Genomic DNA, 15,420 nt, shown 5'->3' with positions numbered 1-15,420 from the left:
CCCCTTTAAAATGAAATGGCGAATCCAAATACAAATCAAATTGGAAAAATACAAAGTCTTATTGCAAAGAATCCAGTCGCCTTCATTGCGGCCGTCTTCTTTCTTATGTTTTGGGTTACCTACTTCTTAAACATAAATAAGAATAATAGTGCAGAACAATACTGGAAAGAGAAATTTGAAAAGGAACAGAACGAGAAAGACAGATTAAAAGACGAACTTTTAATGAAAGCAGGGTACATCAAGCAGGAAACAATAAAAAAAGCTGATAGTACTCTTCGAGAAAAAACACAGCAACAAGCAACAACACTTTTAGAACAAGCAAAATGAAAAACAAAGCAGTTATCGCAATTTTAGCATTGATCATACTCGCACTTGTTGCGAACCTGATCGGCGGATGGTTTACTTTGAGTAAAAAAGATCACATTGCAGAAGAATCTGAAAAAAATATAGATACGATCTATCTCAACACGTATGTGAATCCCAAGGATAGTACAACGCACGGAAAATTTGAGCAGAAAGAAGGAGAAGTCGTAAAGAATTACATCACTAAGAATTACATGACCTATGTAAGTGATACCCTTGCGCCGGCTCTGAATATTGCTAAGGAAAAAATCGATGAATTAACCAGGGCGAAATTTACTCTTGAAGGACAATTAAAAGCGAGTAAGATCCAACGAGAGAAAGATAGGGTTTATTATGAAAATAAATACTTACAGATAGTTTCAAATGTCCAGGATAGTACAGTTGATTATAAATATAATGCTATTGTTGATGTAGTGAAGTATCAGGACCGAAAATGGCTTCTCGGAAAAGAAAATACTTACATTGATATTTCATCACCGGATAAGAACATGAAGATAAACGGCGTTGAGCATTTCAAAAAACGCATTGATGTGAAACCAAAGCGGTTCGGGCTTGGAATTCAAGCGGGGTATTATTATGTTCCGGCGGCTAATCAATTCTATCCCGGTTTTGGAGTTGGTCTTTCTTACAATTTAATCCGACTATGACAGAAAACCTGTTAAGAGTCTCATTCTATTTAACACTTTATCTTATAGGAGCCGGGAGTGGTTTCTGTTTAAAATCAATAATTGATAAAATACTTGAAAAATGACTAACGAAATAATAAATCTTACAAAGAAAGTATCATCTGAGTTTGGATTTGACCCAGCGGTGATGCTTGCCTTTATTGAGGTGGAAACCGGAGGGAGAGGATTTGATTCTTCCACGGGTAAAATAATGATTCAATTTGAGCCCGCTTGGTTCAAAAAGAAAGCAGCTTATGCGCCTTCCGGATTATGGAATCTAAATAAAGTGGATGTACAATCCAAAGAGTGGCCAGCTTTCAATGATGCTTTTAAAAAGAATGAGAACGCAGCAATGGAAAGTACATCGATTGGATTAGGACAGATAATGGGATTCCATTTTAAAAGACTTGGGTTTGCCACTGTGGGTGAAATGTGGGATCACGCAAAAGAATCTTTACAGAATCAGATATGGCAAATTGCGAAATTCATTGATACTGACAAGAATCTAAAACAGGCAATAAAAAATAAAGACTGGTTTACAATTGCTAAGATCTACAATGGCTCCGGATTTATGGATATAGCCCGGAAATATAAGCGCGAACCATACAATATTAGTATGCAAGCAGCCTATAATAAGTATTCAAAATAACACTTTAAAAAAATGAGATGTATTTTATCTATGCCCCACGAGTTGGGGCTTTTTCGTATTCGGTATATTCTGGTGAGGTCATTAAGGTTTTAACTTTTGAATTTCACCAATGGGAATGAATGAGCCGTCTCTTTTGATATAAAGCTCTTCGTTGTCTCCTGCTTTTGTTGGTTCGATTAATTCTCTTACATCTACATCAATAGCTTCTGCAATAGTTCGTAGTGATTTTATAGTTGGGTTACCGTTGATTTTTTTATTCAATCCTTCCTTTGATAATTTCATTCGTTCAGCCAATTCTATTTGGCTAATGTTTTTTTCTTTTAAAACTTCTTGTATTCTAAGCATACTCTTATATCTACTGCAAATATAACACATAAGTTTAACAATTAACAAAAATATTATACAATTAAGTTAATTTTAATTTGCGTAATTAAATATTTAAGTTTAATTTTGTAAAAGAATTTAAAACATATAAGTTTAATTTCAAAAAACAAAAATGTTATGGTTGTAGAAAAGCATATTATTAATTTCGCTAAGAGAAATGACAGAAGAGAAACTCTTCTGTATAATAACAGATGTTTAATTATGTACATCAATCCATCTCAGCTGAGAAAAGACCAGTACGAAGCAAACAGACTATGGATTTTAAATCATTTTGCGTCATGAATGACAATACTACTTTATCTCAATTCATAAAGAATTGTAAAGCCGTGCGATTTGAACAAAGAATTCAGCACACGGGCAGATTTAGCCATACAAGATCATGCGGTTGTAATTATTATGTTTATGTGTGTCCTATAACATTTGAGGTCTTCAATCCATACACAAAGAAACATGAAGGTAGAGGTTATAAGAGCTTTTTCAGTTCTATTTCTGCTGACCATGCAAAAGAGCAAGCGTACAATTATATTATTGAGCAAAAGTCTTCCACTCTAACCCAGAACTAATAAAATAAATTATGAAAATGTTGGCCATTTATTTAAACGAGAAACAATTAGATGTTTTAAAATACATCTTTCAAAATACGTCAATTGAAGTATTTAATTACGCTGTGAAAAACTATAATATTCAGCGTATCTACACTCTTGTTGAAAATGGCGTTTCTGTTAATTTCTTTTCTAATGATAAATTACGAGCATCAGTTTTTGTGGCTGAATTATTTAATTTATTTCAAACAGAATATCAAGGGCTGAGAGCAAAAGAAATTAAAACCAATATGGATAAGCTTGAAAGATTAATAAAATTTAGAATGTCTTGCAAGCGGTCTTATTATAATGAATTAAGAACCTTTAATGAATTTAGAGACGAATATAATTTATTAAACGTAAGATTTTCTGAATTCCGAAAACTCTATAAAAAATATAAATCATGAATTGGAAACCTATTACCACAGCACCAAAAGACGGCACAAGAATAATTGTATGTCATTGGAAACATTACAGTCCTACAACAGCATCATGGCGAACCTATCACCCGAATGCTCAAGGTAAAGCCCAATGGCGTGATGACAGCGGTATAAAAACCGTACCAACACATTGGGATCTTTTACCAGAAGAGCCAATGCAAGACCAATGCGAGAAATGCAAAAAGATATTATCATTCGAAGAAATGAAATACAGCGAGAATAGTTTTATCTATTGTGAAGATTGCGCTGAACTACTAACTAAATAGATTATGAACGAGCACGAGTTAAAAGAAAACGGATTTACTTTTCAATCCAAAGGCAAATTGGATGGTGGTGAATATTACAAATGGTGGAAACTTAAAATCAGAGATATTATAATTTGTTACACGATTGAGTACACAGCCGAAAACGATGCTATTACAGAATATTGTGAAGTAAACGAACATAAACTAAAGAATCCCACAAAAAGAGATATTTTGACCTTAATACGGATTTTAGGAAATTAAATAGATTACTAACAAACAAAAATTAAATTATGAGAGATATAAAATTTCGTGGATTAAGAAAAGATGGTGCAGGTTGGATTTACGGATTCTTCTATAAGATCAGAGATAAAAGCTACATATTGAATGAAAAACTATCACCTGAAGGCTTTGTGATGCTTGATGTTATTATAGAAGTTATTCCTGAAAGTGTAGGTCAACTAATTGGCGAGACTAAAGAAGGCGACTTTCTTTTTGAAGGTGATATAATTATGAATGGTGAATCAATTCGATTTATAGAGTTTCGTTGGTCAAATTTCGTTGCAACCACTCCATCCAAAACAGAAACTATCCTACTAAGTTTCATAAAAAACGCTAAAGCAATCGGGAATATTCACGAGAATTCAGAATTATTAAACCCTTAAATAAAAACAAAGATGAAAAAGATAGAATTGAATTTACAGAAAAGACTTCTTATTGTGGAGTACGAAACGGAAGCAGAATTAAAAATTGAATGGGCGTTAATGAATGCTTTCAGGAATCCTAATATAACAAATCACGGTCATAAAGTTAAACCGATTTGTAAAGGCATCGAATTTAACGATGAAATAGCGAAAGATCTAGTAAAAAGTCCTGATAATTTTCAATTTCTAGATGCTGAAAACACATTCATTGGCGAGATTGAAAATCAAGGTTATTATTGGGGTGAAAATCTGATTGAACAGCCGTTTGTTGAAAAATATGGATGGTATACGGCGAATTCTCAAGAAGAAGAAAGTGGATGGATGTACGAAGAAGGAGAAGATAAATACTACGAAGCTTTGAAAGAATGGCAAGAAGCTGAATCAAAAACATTCAACCCAGAGAAAACATTAATATTCGAAATACTATTATGAGCAGATTACTTTCTCAAGAAGAAATTGAAAAGCATTTTGAACTATGCGAGTTCGATGATGAGTGTGACTTTTGCGATAATCCAGAACACGGAACCTACGCAAAAATTGATTACATCCCAGAAGATGTTGCTGAAACTGATTTCTATATCTGTGGTAAATGTGCTTCTGTAAGATTGGAAAACTACGATCAGGAAGAAAAAGAACATTGGGAACAGATGGGAAAAATGGCAGATTGGTGGGCAAAAGAACAAGAAAATAAAACTCTCTAATTTTTGAGGAATTGGAACTAAAATAAACGATATGGAAAATACAAAAGAAAAACAGTGTCCTCAATTTCCTTATTTCGGCGCAAAATATCCTGATGCAAGCTGTTCAGATGGTTATTTATGGGACTTAGACAGCTATGATAGCGATTCAGGCGGTTGTACTAAAGGTGGTGAAGACCCTTGCCCTTTTTGTAATGAATCAGAGTATGTTCAGCGGCTTAAAGATTCTGAATTCTCAGAAATTGAAATTGAAGCACATATTGAATATTTAAACAAAAAATACAATTATTAAATTGAAGTCTGAGTAAACTAAAAATTTAGATTATGGATAAAAGTCACGCAAAATATCTTTCAGAAAAATTGGATAATGACCACTTAAAGCAAATGCTTTACAAAGCAAAGGATAATATTAAAGATTGGACAGTTGCTTCCAGAATTAATAAAGGATTATCTAAAGGCGTTGCATGGAATATTCTCGCAAAAGATTTTGATGTAAATAAACAACTACATAATATCGTAAAGTATAATCTTATCAGAGAATACGGTGAATTTCTCCCAGAAGGTTTTCAGCAAAAGAAAAAACCAAAAACCGAAATAAAACCAGTTCACCAAAATCCAATTTTTTAAGCCGACATCTTACTGTCTAAAAAACAATTTAAAAATAAGAATTATGATAGTTACTGAAATTTTTTACGGTGTTAAATGTGATCGTTGTGGCGAGTTATACGAAGATGGTGAACACTCATTTTGGAACGATGAAAGTTCCGTAATTGAAAACGCTTATGAAAGCGAATGGCGAGAGTTAAAAGGAAAGCATTACTGCGAGGGATGCCACGAGATTAACGAAGAAACAGACGAAATTGTTGTTTTTGCTGATTACCCGCAACACTTAAAAACCCTAAACAGCTTTATTGATAGAATTGTGAAAGGCTTATCAAGAAAAGTATTTGAATACGAATCTGACTTTCAAGTAAAATTCAAGTTGTATAAATATTCAAGACTTGAGGAATCAGAGGAAAATTACATTAAAAACCTTTTAGGTGAGAATTTCAGCTCTTTAGAATATGAAGTTGGCAAATACGACAGTAAAAGTTGTATCATCAAAATTAAGCGTTAAAATACGTTTTCATGGTTTAGTTTTATCCTCGGCTTAGGTCGGGGATTTTTACCATAATTTTTAATACATTTGAAATATGGATAATGAAATTTTACTACTCAGGGAGTTTTTAACTTCCATTGGTTTTTCAGAAGATAGAGAATTGGTTTTCTTCAATCAAAATATTATGATTTATTTTAATGAAGTTCAGAACCAATGGAGAATTAAAAATGTTAATTCCTATCATGGCATGGACATAACATCTTTCGACATTCCTCTGGATGATGAAGAAAAGAAAAGAATCTGGAAAACAGTCTCAGACAATTATAGCGAGAAATAATTACTTCACAAACTTTTTATTTTCCTCTAAGAAATAAGGCTTTGATTTCCTTCTTTCAATCATTTCTCTGTTATCATTTACCCACTTATTGAAATTCTGGGGAACATCACCAACATAATTTTTAGAGGCTTCTGGTGATAGGTTTTGACCGTTGTTTATTTCGGTGATGAGTTCGGATTGAGATTTGAGAATCATTGTTCGGAAGCATTTACACGAGGTGTGCCATAAAAGCCAATTAAAATCTTTCGGGTAAGTTCCTTGCAATTCGTCACAGACATCAAACACCTTGTGTTGTGGACTTAGATTAATCTTTTGACCTACTACATCACTGTTTGCTCTGATTCGCTCCATTTCGGCACTTCTGTAAGCCATATTGATTTCATTTGATGCCAAACGTAAAGCATTTTTATGAGCAGAACGATAAACACCTTGTCCGGGATGAAAAGCTTGAGCGTTTTTCGACAAAACTAAATTTCCGTGCTTGTCTCTTACTCTTCGGAATAGCTTATCAGGATCATTTAGGTTTCCTTTTACTTTTCTTGCTAAATCTTGGGCAGACATACCCTCTTTGAGCGCATCATCAATAGCAAATTCGAGGTTTTCTTTTGCTTGCTTGGTAATATTCCAAACTCTTTCAGATACGGTGAATTTGCCGTTCTTTCGCTCTTGGAATGCTTCAAGTGCTTTTTTGTTTTGAGATTGCTTTGAGATTTCTCTCATTTTGGAATCGTAGGCGGCGGCAGGAATCTTTGGTTTGATACCATTTAGATTATCGGTAAGCAAATCATTGACTTTCTGATTAGCGAAATCCCATTCATATTCCGTGTAGATATTAATCTTCGACAAAAGACCATTGTTGTAGGTTATTAATGCTTCGCTTACAGCTTTTGTAATCCTACTGTAATCCTTGAATCTGAATAACTTCTCACTTACTTTTAAATTCACCACAAGCAAAGCGATTTCCCTCACTAAATCATCGTACAAGACATTGATTGAAGTGAGGTATTTGTTAATGCGCTTTATATGTTTTTCGTCTTGGGTCATCAAATAGCTTTATCAAATAATTCTGGTTGTTTTTCTGGAAGGTTTTCGATTCTTAATTTTCCATCATCGAAATATTCTTTGTCTATTTCGGTTGAAATTCCCCGCATTCCCATATTGTGAACAGCTTCCATGCATGACATTGAACCTCCGAAAAAATCAGCGATTACAGTTTCTTCACGTCGTTTATCTTTTGGAATTACTAAGGCTAAAAGACGTTCTATGAGGCGGACGGGTTTTTCTGTTGGATGAATTGCTTTGTAATGATTTCTTACTTCTTTTATGATTGATTTTTCATTCAGTCCAAATTCTACACCTTGAATTACATCAACACAGCGATCTCCTTTTTGTCTTTTATCACAGTTAACTCCAAATTTTGTAAAGGTTTCAGCATCATATCTGTCGGTACGAATTATAGATTTTTCATTTAAACCGTTGCTTATGCTATTGACAACTATTGCACATCTATCCATTTCCTTTGAATATCCTCGTAGATTAGCTTTACTAACGTTTTCTTTGGTATATTCATGATTATTTGCCTGTAAAAACTGCAATACAGCATCAAGTGATTTTGTGTTTTTCAAAATACTTTTCATTCTTTTCACGTCACCTATTACCGAATCTAAATCATGTGACTTCATTTCTAAATACGGAATTTTAACTTTATTTATACCAGCTTTCCCTTTACAGAAAATAGTAATCGTTTCATGAACACGAGAAAGATTCATTAGAGGGCTTGTACAGTGAGATTTATTCCAAATAATTTCTTCTTTAAAAGTGAATTTCAAATCACACAAAATCGTATTCCAACGATAAAAGCTTTCGCCACGCCCAAACATCACTATAAATCCGTTTTTCGTCAAAAGCTTTTTACATTCAGAAAAGAATTTGAATTCATCAAACGGTCTTTCAAGTTTCTGATTTTTTAAATACAAGTAAGGCGGATCAATGCATATTACGTCAATACTTTCATCTGGAAGCCTTTTCATTACTTCCAAATTGTCTTCATTAAAGAGTTGAATATTTTTCATTTCGTTTTTATAATAAGTCATTACTCATCTTCTTCTCCAAATCAGAATCAATATCTTTCATTTCCTGCTCAACATCTTTCACTCCTGCTCTTTCCATTGTTGATTTCTGGCTAAATAATGGTTGATTTCCGTTAACAGTCATAAGCATTTCATAGAACTTAGCTTCATTGTTTATGATGTAAGGTGTAATCACTGGTTCTGCATCTAAATCGGAATTTCTGAAAGATGTATTCATTAACTGCAGGAATGATTTTACTATTGACATTCTACGCTTCAAAGCAGGAATATAAACGCTCATTTTATCCATTACTTTGAGGTGTGGAAGCATAAAGAGAAATGCAGCGTTTTCGGTGGCGAGCATATTTCCCATGCCTTGAAGTGCTTCGGGGGAAATGTTCACTGAATTGGTCATCTTGTAAAGGATAGTTTCCAGATCTTCTTTCTCGTTGGCTAGTGATTCGCTTGCGTTTGGTGGTTGAACAAATTCTGCTCTAGAATTATCTCCGGTTAATTGTAATACCTTGCCTGTTTTGTCTTTAGAAAAACTTCCGGTTACTTTACCGCTTAATGCTAAGATAGGGGCTGAAAACTTCTTATTCACTTCTCCGGCATCACTTGATATTTCTTCAAGTCGCTCGATTGCCTTCTGTACTTTTGACCATTCCACATCTTCAAACTGATAAAAAACCAAAGGAATCTTGCCAATTGGATTAATGGAATCAGAAATCAAATCAAATTTGCCATCGAGGTCACGAAGTTGTGCTATCCTTTCAGCAGTGAAAATATCGTAATGTTTGACCTTTTGTCCGTTAACTCGCTTTTCATACTCTCTTAAAATAGCTATCAGATTTCCTTGATCATCAAAGAATGGATATATTTTGTTTTTATCTGGCGTAAGTAGGGAAACTTTTAATCTGTACTGAGAAGGAAATCCATAATAATTGTTAGGCTCGTCAACTGGGTACCATAATTCAGCGCATTGAGTAAATCTTCCGTTTGCTTTCGCAATTTCACGATCAATAAAGATTATCTTCTCCTTATCAGTAACCTTAAGAAAAGCATCATACATTGCAGTGTCTTCGAGATTGTTCGTGTACTTCACAGGGTTTCCGAAAAGAAACGTAACTGCAATTGAAACGATTTCTTTTTGATAAGCTAATGGGATACGATTGAGCTTCTCTATACGTTTACCCTCTTTTTTTTCGCCATTTTCATCAGTGTATTCGTACTCAATAATGCGATCAGGATAATTGTATAAATCGGTCATTATTCGGTGCTTTTTCTCATCCCATTCATTATTGAATTGCTCAATATTGGGAAGTTCCAAACCGTTATCCTTGAGATATGCGATTTTTTCACCGATGGTGCTGAGGTTGTTAAATTTTTCGTCCATTATATCATTCCAGCTATTTTGCTTAAGTTATTATTTGGTGCTTCTGTTAATTCGAGAACTACATATCTAATCGGATCAATTAAGTGATTCCAATCATCTATTGGAGTGCTTGATTTTTTATCGTGCCACACGTAATTGTTTAATTCTTTTTTCAAATTCTTACTATCTGGATCCACAACTAAAGTATAATCGAGCATTCTTGCAATTCCTCCACTTACCGAACCTGGTCCCTTTTCTGCAGGAATAATATTATTTCCTTTTTCTTGTAGCTCTTCGATTAGTCTCGGCTCGGCGCTATCTCCTACTATTAATGTTTCTCCTGCAATTAGTTTGTTAAACTCGTATATTTCTGAGGTCTTCATTTTAGGTTTGTAGAGATACTCTTTCAGATAAATCTTTTTAAGCGACTTCTCTATACAAACCTTGATCAATGTTGTTGGATCAACTGAGAATCCATAATCTTGACCGAAAATTGCTTTTCCATTATCTCTAAACTCTCCTGTCTCCCAATCTTCAAATATTACTCCCTCTGCTTTGCTTAACCATCCACCTAAAATAGTATGAAGAAAATACTTCGCTTTTTTTATGAGCTTCGGGTCCATTGCATCTTTCTCTTTTGGAGATGCTTCTTTCCACGCTTCGTAAATAAGTCTTAACTCTTCATATTCCTGCCAAGTATCATCTGATATAAATTCACGCTCAATATCTCGATATGTTGAATGGATGTAGAGAACATTTCCAACTATTCCATTGAATCCTGACTCTACTCCTTTTCCTTCAAATAATTCCTCGTGAATCCAATGCTCTTCCGTCGCCGGGTTTAATGAGAGAATAGAAAGATTTCGCACATCTAACGCTCTCATGGATTTCTTAATCTTATCCCATGTTGTGAAGTCCGGCATTTCTTCTGCTTCATCAAGGATAAAGATTGAGAAATTCTTCAGGGATTTTAAAGAAGCGGTTTGATTTCCAGAACCTGTCTTTATTCCTTTGAAAACAATCTTACTTTTATTATAAACACCTTTTATACTGTCTTTTGTAACTCGAAATTCATCAGCACAATTCAAAAGACCCAATTTCTCTTCAAACTCAGGAATGATCGAATCTTTCGCTGAGGTTAATGTATATCTGGTATAGAGTATCCTATGTTCATAATCTTTTGCAGCAATACCGGAAAATGTTCCTATACCAAATGACTTCTGAGAATACCTACCACCAGTAATCACAACAGTATTGACATGATACAAAGGATTTGGAATTGTCTTTTTTTCATCAAGGAATTTTGGACAATCCAACCACTCGAATAAAGGTTCATATTTATCCGAAAGTGTCAATACCTCTTCCTCAGTCTTTTCCTTTCGCACCTTTTGAGAATACAATTGTTGTTTTACCTTTCAATTCACCTGAATGTTCGATTTCGCTCTTACTTCCCCATTTCTTTCTTTGACGATTTCCTAACCATAAATTAATTGCCTGGTCAGACGGTGGATAATAATCTTCAACTTCTACCACTTCAACCGCATCATATAACTTTCCTGTTTTATCGTCAATTTGTCTCACCTTAAAAGCTACTTTTCTTTTCTGCAAATGTCCTAACGCTCTTTTATAGAGTGTAGATGCTACATTCGCATCAGCTTCGATTTTTCCAGCCAACATGGACTCTAAAAACTCCGGATGATGTTTCTTCCAATTATTGAAAGTTGCTTCTGAAATATCAAAAGATCCTGCCATCTGTGAATCTGTTAAACCTAATAAAGAATATTTTAAAACTTGCTTAGGGTGAACTTTAATATCATACTTTGTTTTACGTCCTGTTTTCTCTGAATCTTCCTTTGAACATACTTTACATTTTGCCCTACACCCATCACGAGAACTGGAATGCTTTTGGAATTCCGTAAAATCTTTCTCTTTGTTACATTTAGAGCAGGTTTTCACTTTATTGAAATTTTGATTTATTCTTTTGACTTGTTACATGCCATCCGTGACATTCTTTGCAGTAATAGACTCTCTTTGGTATCTTACTTCTGCTGCTGGCAGATTTGCATTTTGTGATGATATCCTTTGCCTCTCGCTCATTAGTATACATGAACTTACTGCATGGGCTCTTTGTGGTGTCAACTCGCATAGGTTTCATCTATTTTTTCGGCCAGTTCTTCTCCTTTGATGAATTTGTCCTCCGGATTGAATCCTAGGTATTCCAGAAATTGAACTTTTGCATCGTAATCAGAAAAGCTCACCGTGAAGTAAGGTTCACCATCCATCATTGCTCCTTCTTTTACTTTCTCTTTGATTGCCTTTACGTGCGCTTTCTTTTCTTCATCACTCATTTCTTTGGCATCCTTACGCTCCATTTCAGAAATACCGGCTTCTGGATGATTTACAGCATTTGAAAGCTCTTGCGTGATGCTCTTCTCATATTCTGCGTTGATTTTCTTTTCTTCCTGTGGTTCAAACGAAGGGATTTCGATATTGTCCGTATTTGGCATCTCTATTTCGATCATGGATACATCCACTTCATCAAGTCCCGCAAGTGCTGAATCAATATCCGGATAAATCTGTGCGAGCTTCTTATAATCCATTTCACCCTGGACAGCTTTTGAATTGAAGAAAATATTTAATTCCTTCTCTTTCTTCAGGTCCACATCAACAACCTCTACTTTGATGTCATAATCATTCCCTGCCTCGTATTTATTCACTTCATCAGCAATACTCAATTTCTGATGTCCAGATACAAGGTTTCCAGTTTGCTTATTCCAGACCATTCCTCCAATGATTCCATTCTCTTTTATGTTTTTCTTTAGGGATTTTCTGGCTTCATCTGTAATTGTACGAGGATTGTAATCGGCCGGAGTTATCTCAGATCGTTTTAATGTGATGGTTTCGCTCTGTTTAATCTTGTTCTGCATGCAATTGTTGTTTTTGTGAATGATCGTACTCAAATAATTTACGTTCTGTATCGGGGAACTCTTCTATAATCTTTTTTAGATCACCTGGATAATAGTTTCTACACCAAAGAAGAAATGAAATGTCATTAATGTCGCAACCTTGACTTCTTGTATTTCCAGTGTTCCCGTACTTCAAAGGTTCTAATAAGCGATTCTTACGGATGTATTGTAAAACTTCTTTATTTGACCAATCAGCCAAAGGATAAAGTTTTTGGCCCGCCTCGCTTGTCATAGAATCCGGATATGAATTAAGCATTAGCCTGCGATTAAGAGAATCATTTTTTTTGAATCCCATAACCGACCATTCAATTTCGGTTTGCTCTTTTACTTTATCATTGATTTTTGAAAGATTCCATTCTGAATATCCAATTTGTTCAGTACCGTTTATACCGTATTTCTTATTGTTGTAATAGGCGTAGTGTGGAGTTTGAATGAATCGGCAGTTAGGATATTTCTTTTCTGCCCATAGAATATACCGATTAATGTGTTCCAGATCCTTAACGATGTACATGAAAACACAAACTATTTCTTTAAAATGTGGTGCCATCATATTCAAAAGGCAAATACTATCCTTTCCTGCTCCGGAATGAAAGAGTATCACCCTATCAACTTTTGCTGATAGGGTTTTGATACTGTTTAAAGTAGCTGATAAATCCATTATCCTCTACGTCTAATCACTGTTGGACGAACTCTTGCGAAACTTCTTCCGACAGCTCTTCCTGCTCTTGCTCTTGAACTGTTATTCTCTGCCATTGCAATTGGTTTTAGGGTTAAACATTGAGACTTTCACAATTTATTTTTTCGAGAATTTCACCCAATACAATTACGAAATTGGAATTCTGTTCATTTAATTCTTCTTCCACGCCTTCATCAACTTCAATCAACACATCTTTACACTCAACAATCATTTGCGGAGCATTTTTCCTATATCCTAATTGAAATTTGATTGTTTCGTATTTACGGGTATCGATCAGCTCGCCATCTTTATCTAGTTCGCCAAGGCGCTCAACATAATATTCTGTGAAACTGCGATACTCTTCTTTCTTAACTCCTGTCAGGATTTCGAGAAACCACTTTTTAGTTAGAATTAAGTATAATTCTTTAGTGTTTTTCATACTTTAGTTTTTCTATTTGCTCAATTAAAAATTCTCGACTGTATCTAAAGCCATTTAAGGCTGCTTTTTGCTCTAACTGAATCAATCTTTGTTCACCGATTTTTAGCAGAAGATTGGCCCGGTACGGTATCAAATTGGCACTTAAATACTTGTTACATCTTACGCACTGGCCATGAATATTATCTAAATCAAATTTGACCGATCTATACTGCCTTGGTTCTTTCGGGTAATAATGGCCCGCATTCATCTGATTGATCGACTTTAGTTCATCACACGAAATGCAGATAAAAAAGCCATTTACACTGTCACGCCTTCTTACTTTAGCGTTTACCAGATCTTGCAGCTTATCTTCAAGCCATTCAATACTTCGACCTTTATACTTGATTTTTAATTCAGCCGTTACCATTACACGCAAATATATTTACTACTTTGATTTATTGCAACTTAAAATATAAAACATAAAGCATTACTTTAAACAATATCATTTTTAAACCACAAAAAAACCACCCTAAAAAATAGAGTGGTTGAATTTTAATATTTTGGTAAAGCTTAAAAGTTTATTCTCTCGATAATTCGACCTAAATGTGTTTCAAATTGCTGCTTGTGCTGAATATCTACGATTTCGACTAACATACGTCTTGCATCATCATGATAGCCCTCTTGAAGTAATAATACTTTGTGATTTCGCAGTTCACCATTTTTATTTATGAATCTTGAGCGGTAGTGTGGCGTATCGTCTCGATATTCAATTTTCTTTATGCCAGATTCTATTTGATCAAAATAGACTTTCTGTATAGGCAGGTAAAGAGGTTTTGTTTCAAGATCTGAACTTTTAGCAATTGTCTTTGCTGGTCTTGATACTTTTGTTCGGTGACGTTGGGCAGTGCTTCTCATGGTTAATCTTCTTTTAAAATATCTTCAATAGACCAATATTTACCTTTGGTTGTAGAGTATAATCTATATTCTAATTGCTCTGTTAAAATATAGAAGTCGGTTACAGTTAATTTTGTTTTAAAGTGGCTATTTAAAGTCTTTTCGCCTATACCTATCGTGTTACGACTGTTTCTTTTTAGCAGTCGGCAAAGTTCTTTTACTTCTTCTTTAAATTCTGGTATTGAGACCTCGATTTTTCTTTTTTCGATAGTAATCATAATTATTTAGCTTTTATAAATTTAATTCTTTTTCTAATAAGTTTAGCAGGTGATTTCTTCAAAACTTCAACCGCTTTTATTTCTGGGGTTTTGGTTTGCTCAACCATGATGAAATTCTCGATTTTAAAACATCTGAATGCACCTGCCTCGATATCGAAATAAGTGAAAGTAGAAATGCTCGGCTGACTTTGAGTTTTGAATTCGTAATCGATTTTCAACGTACCTATAGCCTTTCTGATAGAACCGTCTTTTTTCTCGAAATAAAACGTCACATCACCCTGGTGCATCTCTTTATTGATTCGGTACAATTGCCAGGCTTTCTTAAGGCTTTCTGACCAATCTTTACCTGTTACTGACATTATGTGATATGCTCTTAGCATTACTGTTTTTCTGAAAGAAATATTTTGCGTTTTCATATTTTCATTTTTAAAAGTTCAACTTTAACCTCTTGCCAAAAATCTTTATTTTCTTTATCTCTAATCATTCTTTCAACGTAAATTAATGCATTTTCTACCGTGTAATTAACACAATATAATTCATGTGCAATAAATAATTCTAAGGCTGTTTCTGATGCATTCATAG

The 15,420-nt window shown here is 34.3% G+C and carries 27 protein-coding genes; 13 read left to right on the top strand and 14 right to left on the bottom strand.

The features are described 5' to 3' along the window. Nucleotides 1–15 precede the first annotated feature (15 nt). The 3 genes from EG346_RS16665 (at nt 16) to EG346_RS16655 (ending at nt 1,677) form a co-directional block, all read left to right on the top strand. Nucleotides 16–327, top strand: coding sequence for a hypothetical protein (locus EG346_RS16665; RefSeq protein ID WP_123880184.1), 312 nt, complete (start codon nt 16–18; stop codon nt 325–327). Continuing rightward, nucleotides 324–1,010: a DUF6808 domain-containing protein gene (locus tag EG346_RS16660; RefSeq protein ID WP_123880182.1), complete on the top strand. Its 687-nt coding sequence runs from the start codon at nt 324–326 to the stop codon at nt 1,008–1,010. The genes EG346_RS16665 and EG346_RS16660 overlap by 4 nt, the downstream gene beginning before the upstream one ends. A 100-nt stretch (nt 1,011–1,110) precedes the next feature. Beyond that, on the top strand, nt 1,111–1,677 hold the full coding sequence (locus EG346_RS16655) for an N-acetylmuramidase domain-containing protein (protein ID WP_123880180.1): 567 nt from the start codon (nt 1,111–1,113) through the stop codon (nt 1,675–1,677). A gap of 81 nt (nt 1,678–1,758) precedes the next feature. On the opposite strand, the gene EG346_RS16650 is transcribed toward EG346_RS16655, so the two are convergent. Next, nucleotides 1,759–2,022, bottom strand: coding sequence for a helix-turn-helix domain-containing protein (locus EG346_RS16650; RefSeq protein ID WP_164466204.1), 264 nt, complete (start codon nt 2,020–2,022; stop codon nt 1,759–1,761). Between the two features lie 613 nt (nt 2,023–2,635). On the opposite strand from EG346_RS16650, the gene EG346_RS16645 reads away from it, so the two are divergent. From EG346_RS16645 to EG346_RS16600, 10 genes are all read left to right on the top strand, one after another. Further along, the gene (locus EG346_RS16645; protein ID WP_123880176.1) at nt 2,636–3,049 is read left to right on the top strand and encodes a hypothetical protein; all 414 of its coding nucleotides are present in this window, start codon (nt 2,636–2,638) and stop codon (nt 3,047–3,049) included. Next, nucleotides 3,046–3,348 (top strand): hypothetical protein, encoded by a 303-nt coding sequence (locus tag EG346_RS16640; RefSeq protein ID WP_123880174.1) that lies wholly within the window; start codon nt 3,046–3,048, stop codon nt 3,346–3,348. The genes EG346_RS16645 and EG346_RS16640 overlap by 4 nt, the downstream gene beginning before the upstream one ends. Nucleotides 3,349–3,351: 3 nt before the next feature. Next, the gene (locus EG346_RS16635; RefSeq protein WP_123880172.1) at nt 3,352–3,588 is read left to right on the top strand and encodes a hypothetical protein; all 237 of its coding nucleotides are present in this window, start codon (nt 3,352–3,354) and stop codon (nt 3,586–3,588) included. A gap of 29 nt (nt 3,589–3,617) precedes the next feature. After that, nucleotides 3,618–3,989: a YopX family protein gene (locus EG346_RS16630; protein WP_123880170.1), complete on the top strand. Its 372-nt coding sequence runs from the start codon at nt 3,618–3,620 to the stop codon at nt 3,987–3,989. 12 nt (nt 3,990–4,001) lie between these two features. After that, nucleotides 4,002–4,460, top strand: coding sequence for a hypothetical protein (locus tag EG346_RS16625; protein WP_123880168.1), 459 nt, complete (start codon nt 4,002–4,004; stop codon nt 4,458–4,460). Next, nucleotides 4,457–4,729, top strand: coding sequence for a hypothetical protein (locus EG346_RS16620; RefSeq protein ID WP_123880166.1), 273 nt, complete (start codon nt 4,457–4,459; stop codon nt 4,727–4,729). Before EG346_RS16625 ends, EG346_RS16620 begins: the two co-directional genes overlap by 4 nt. Before the next feature lie 31 nt (nt 4,730–4,760). Further along, nucleotides 4,761–5,018 carry a hypothetical protein gene (locus EG346_RS16615; protein WP_123880164.1) on the top strand — a complete coding sequence of 86 codons (258 nt, stop codon included), beginning with the start codon at nt 4,761–4,763 and terminating at the stop codon, nt 5,016–5,018. Nucleotides 5,019–5,050: 32 nt separating this feature from the next. Then, entirely contained in the window at nt 5,051–5,353 is a 303-nt protein-coding gene (locus EG346_RS16610; protein WP_123880162.1) for a hypothetical protein, read from the top strand. A 43-nt stretch (nt 5,354–5,396) separates the two neighbouring features. Further along, entirely contained in the window at nt 5,397–5,843 is a 447-nt protein-coding gene (locus tag EG346_RS16605; protein WP_123880160.1) for a hypothetical protein, read from the top strand. A 76-nt stretch (nt 5,844–5,919) separates the two neighbouring features. Continuing rightward, nucleotides 5,920–6,162 carry a hypothetical protein gene (locus EG346_RS16600; protein ID WP_123880159.1) on the top strand — a complete coding sequence of 81 codons (243 nt, stop codon included), beginning with the start codon at nt 5,920–5,922 and terminating at the stop codon, nt 6,160–6,162. Here EG346_RS16600 and EG346_RS16595 read toward each other — a convergent pair whose 3' ends face one another. From EG346_RS16595 to EG346_RS24875, 13 genes are all read right to left on the bottom strand, one after another. Continuing rightward, nucleotides 6,163–7,206 (bottom strand): hypothetical protein, encoded by a 1,044-nt coding sequence (locus EG346_RS16595; protein WP_123880157.1) that lies wholly within the window; start codon nt 7,204–7,206, stop codon nt 6,163–6,165. After that, complete coding sequence (locus tag EG346_RS16590; RefSeq protein ID WP_123880155.1) at nt 7,206–8,234, bottom strand: DNA-methyltransferase; 1,029 nt, start codon at nt 8,232–8,234, stop codon at nt 7,206–7,208. Before EG346_RS16590 ends, EG346_RS16595 begins: the two co-directional genes overlap by 1 nt. A 7-nt stretch (nt 8,235–8,241) precedes the next feature. Continuing rightward, on the bottom strand, nt 8,242–9,627 hold the full coding sequence (locus EG346_RS16585) for a phage portal protein (RefSeq protein WP_123880153.1): 1,386 nt from the start codon (nt 9,625–9,627) through the stop codon (nt 8,242–8,244). Then, entirely contained in the window at nt 9,627–10,991 is a 1,365-nt protein-coding gene (locus tag EG346_RS16580) for a PBSX family phage terminase large subunit (RefSeq protein WP_164466202.1), read from the bottom strand. Before EG346_RS16580 ends, EG346_RS16585 begins: the two co-directional genes overlap by 1 nt. Beyond that, entirely contained in the window at nt 10,972–11,418 is a 447-nt protein-coding gene (locus tag EG346_RS16575) for a C-type lectin-like domain-containing protein (protein WP_317048630.1), read from the bottom strand. The genes EG346_RS16580 and EG346_RS16575 overlap by 20 nt, the downstream gene beginning before the upstream one ends. A 323-nt stretch (nt 11,419–11,741) precedes the next feature. Beyond that, nucleotides 11,742–12,533, bottom strand: coding sequence for a ParB N-terminal domain-containing protein (locus EG346_RS16570; RefSeq protein WP_123880147.1), 792 nt, complete (start codon nt 12,531–12,533; stop codon nt 11,742–11,744). Then, on the bottom strand, nt 12,517–13,230 hold the full coding sequence (locus EG346_RS16565; RefSeq protein WP_123880144.1) for a phosphoadenosine phosphosulfate reductase domain-containing protein: 714 nt from the start codon (nt 13,228–13,230) through the stop codon (nt 12,517–12,519). Before EG346_RS16565 ends, EG346_RS16570 begins: the two co-directional genes overlap by 17 nt. 112 nt (nt 13,231–13,342) lie before the next feature. Then, on the bottom strand, nt 13,343–13,687 hold the full coding sequence (locus EG346_RS16560; RefSeq protein WP_123880142.1) for a hypothetical protein: 345 nt from the start codon (nt 13,685–13,687) through the stop codon (nt 13,343–13,345). Next, nucleotides 13,674–14,093 (bottom strand): recombination protein NinG, encoded by a 420-nt coding sequence (locus EG346_RS16555; RefSeq protein WP_123880140.1) that lies wholly within the window; start codon nt 14,091–14,093, stop codon nt 13,674–13,676. Before EG346_RS16555 ends, EG346_RS16560 begins: the two co-directional genes overlap by 14 nt. Before the next feature lie 143 nt (nt 14,094–14,236). Beyond that, nucleotides 14,237–14,581: a hypothetical protein gene (locus EG346_RS16550; RefSeq protein WP_123880138.1), complete on the bottom strand. Its 345-nt coding sequence runs from the start codon at nt 14,579–14,581 to the stop codon at nt 14,237–14,239. A gap of 2 nt (nt 14,582–14,583) precedes the next feature. Beyond that, a complete protein-coding gene (locus tag EG346_RS16545; protein ID WP_123880136.1) occupies nt 14,584–14,838 on the bottom strand; it encodes a hypothetical protein in 255 nt (84 codons plus the stop codon). A 2-nt stretch (nt 14,839–14,840) separates the two neighbouring features. Then, nucleotides 14,841–15,254 carry an SH3 beta-barrel fold-containing protein gene (locus EG346_RS16540; RefSeq protein ID WP_123880135.1) on the bottom strand — a complete coding sequence of 138 codons (414 nt, stop codon included), beginning with the start codon at nt 15,252–15,254 and terminating at the stop codon, nt 14,841–14,843. Beyond that, the gene (locus tag EG346_RS24875; protein WP_164466200.1) at nt 15,251–15,418 is read right to left on the bottom strand and encodes a hypothetical protein; all 168 of its coding nucleotides are present in this window, start codon (nt 15,416–15,418) and stop codon (nt 15,251–15,253) included. Before EG346_RS24875 ends, EG346_RS16540 begins: the two co-directional genes overlap by 4 nt. Between the last annotated feature and the right edge of the window lie 2 nt (nt 15,419–15,420).

Source organism: Chryseobacterium carnipullorum (assembly GCF_003815695.1).
GTDB lineage: Bacteria > Bacteroidota > Bacteroidia > Flavobacteriales > Weeksellaceae > Chryseobacterium > Chryseobacterium carnipullorum.
This window is presented reverse-complemented; position numbering and strand designations above follow the sequence as displayed.

Bases quoted from the DNA above. Each gene is read 5' to 3' on its own strand.
- EG346_RS16610 (WP_123880162.1), top strand. From the start codon at position 5,051: ATGGATAAAAGTCACGCAAAATATCTTTCAGAAAAATTGGATAATGAC.
- EG346_RS16570 (WP_123880147.1), bottom strand. From the start codon at position 12,533: ATGCAGAACAAGATTAAACAGAGCGAAACCATCACATTAAAACGATCT.
- EG346_RS16600 (WP_123880159.1), top strand. From the start codon at position 5,920: ATGGATAATGAAATTTTACTACTCAGGGAGTTTTTAACTTCCATTGGT.
- EG346_RS16565 (WP_123880144.1), bottom strand. From the start codon at position 13,230: ATGGATTTATCAGCTACTTTAAACAGTATCAAAACCCTATCAGCAAAA.
- EG346_RS24875 (WP_164466200.1), bottom strand. From the start codon at position 15,418: ATGAATGCATCAGAAACAGCCTTAGAATTATTTATTGCACATGAATTA.
- EG346_RS16655 (WP_123880180.1), top strand. From the start codon at position 1,111: ATGACTAACGAAATAATAAATCTTACAAAGAAAGTATCATCTGAGTTT.
- EG346_RS16560 (WP_123880142.1), bottom strand. From the start codon at position 13,687: ATGAAAAACACTAAAGAATTATACTTAATTCTAACTAAAAAGTGGTTT.
- EG346_RS16665 (WP_123880184.1), top strand. From the start codon at position 16: ATGGCGAATCCAAATACAAATCAAATTGGAAAAATACAAAGTCTTATT.
- EG346_RS16555 (WP_123880140.1), bottom strand. From the start codon at position 14,093: ATGGTAACGGCTGAATTAAAAATCAAGTATAAAGGTCGAAGTATTGAA.
- EG346_RS16635 (WP_123880172.1), top strand. From the start codon at position 3,352: ATGAACGAGCACGAGTTAAAAGAAAACGGATTTACTTTTCAATCCAAA.
- EG346_RS16645 (WP_123880176.1), top strand. From the start codon at position 2,636: ATGAAAATGTTGGCCATTTATTTAAACGAGAAACAATTAGATGTTTTA.
- EG346_RS16650 (WP_164466204.1), bottom strand. From the start codon at position 2,022: ATGCTTAGAATACAAGAAGTTTTAAAAGAAAAAAACATTAGCCAAATA.
- EG346_RS16660 (WP_123880182.1), top strand. From the start codon at position 324: ATGAAAAACAAAGCAGTTATCGCAATTTTAGCATTGATCATACTCGCA.
- EG346_RS16590 (WP_123880155.1), bottom strand. From the start codon at position 8,234: ATGAAAAATATTCAACTCTTTAATGAAGACAATTTGGAAGTAATGAAA.
- EG346_RS16630 (WP_123880170.1), top strand. From the start codon at position 3,618: ATGAGAGATATAAAATTTCGTGGATTAAGAAAAGATGGTGCAGGTTGG.
- EG346_RS16545 (WP_123880136.1), bottom strand. From the start codon at position 14,838: ATGATTACTATCGAAAAAAGAAAAATCGAGGTCTCAATACCAGAATTT.
- EG346_RS16585 (WP_123880153.1), bottom strand. From the start codon at position 9,627: ATGGACGAAAAATTTAACAACCTCAGCACCATCGGTGAAAAAATCGCA.
- EG346_RS16540 (WP_123880135.1), bottom strand. From the start codon at position 15,254: ATGAAAACGCAAAATATTTCTTTCAGAAAAACAGTAATGCTAAGAGCA.
- EG346_RS16620 (WP_123880166.1), top strand. From the start codon at position 4,457: ATGAGCAGATTACTTTCTCAAGAAGAAATTGAAAAGCATTTTGAACTA.
- EG346_RS16550 (WP_123880138.1), bottom strand. From the start codon at position 14,581: ATGAGAAGCACTGCCCAACGTCACCGAACAAAAGTATCAAGACCAGCA.
- EG346_RS16625 (WP_123880168.1), top strand. From the start codon at position 4,002: ATGAAAAAGATAGAATTGAATTTACAGAAAAGACTTCTTATTGTGGAG.
- EG346_RS16605 (WP_123880160.1), top strand. From the start codon at position 5,397: ATGATAGTTACTGAAATTTTTTACGGTGTTAAATGTGATCGTTGTGGC.
- EG346_RS16640 (WP_123880174.1), top strand. From the start codon at position 3,046: ATGAATTGGAAACCTATTACCACAGCACCAAAAGACGGCACAAGAATA.
- EG346_RS16615 (WP_123880164.1), top strand. From the start codon at position 4,761: ATGGAAAATACAAAAGAAAAACAGTGTCCTCAATTTCCTTATTTCGGC.
- EG346_RS16595 (WP_123880157.1), bottom strand. From the start codon at position 7,206: ATGACCCAAGACGAAAAACATATAAAGCGCATTAACAAATACCTCACT.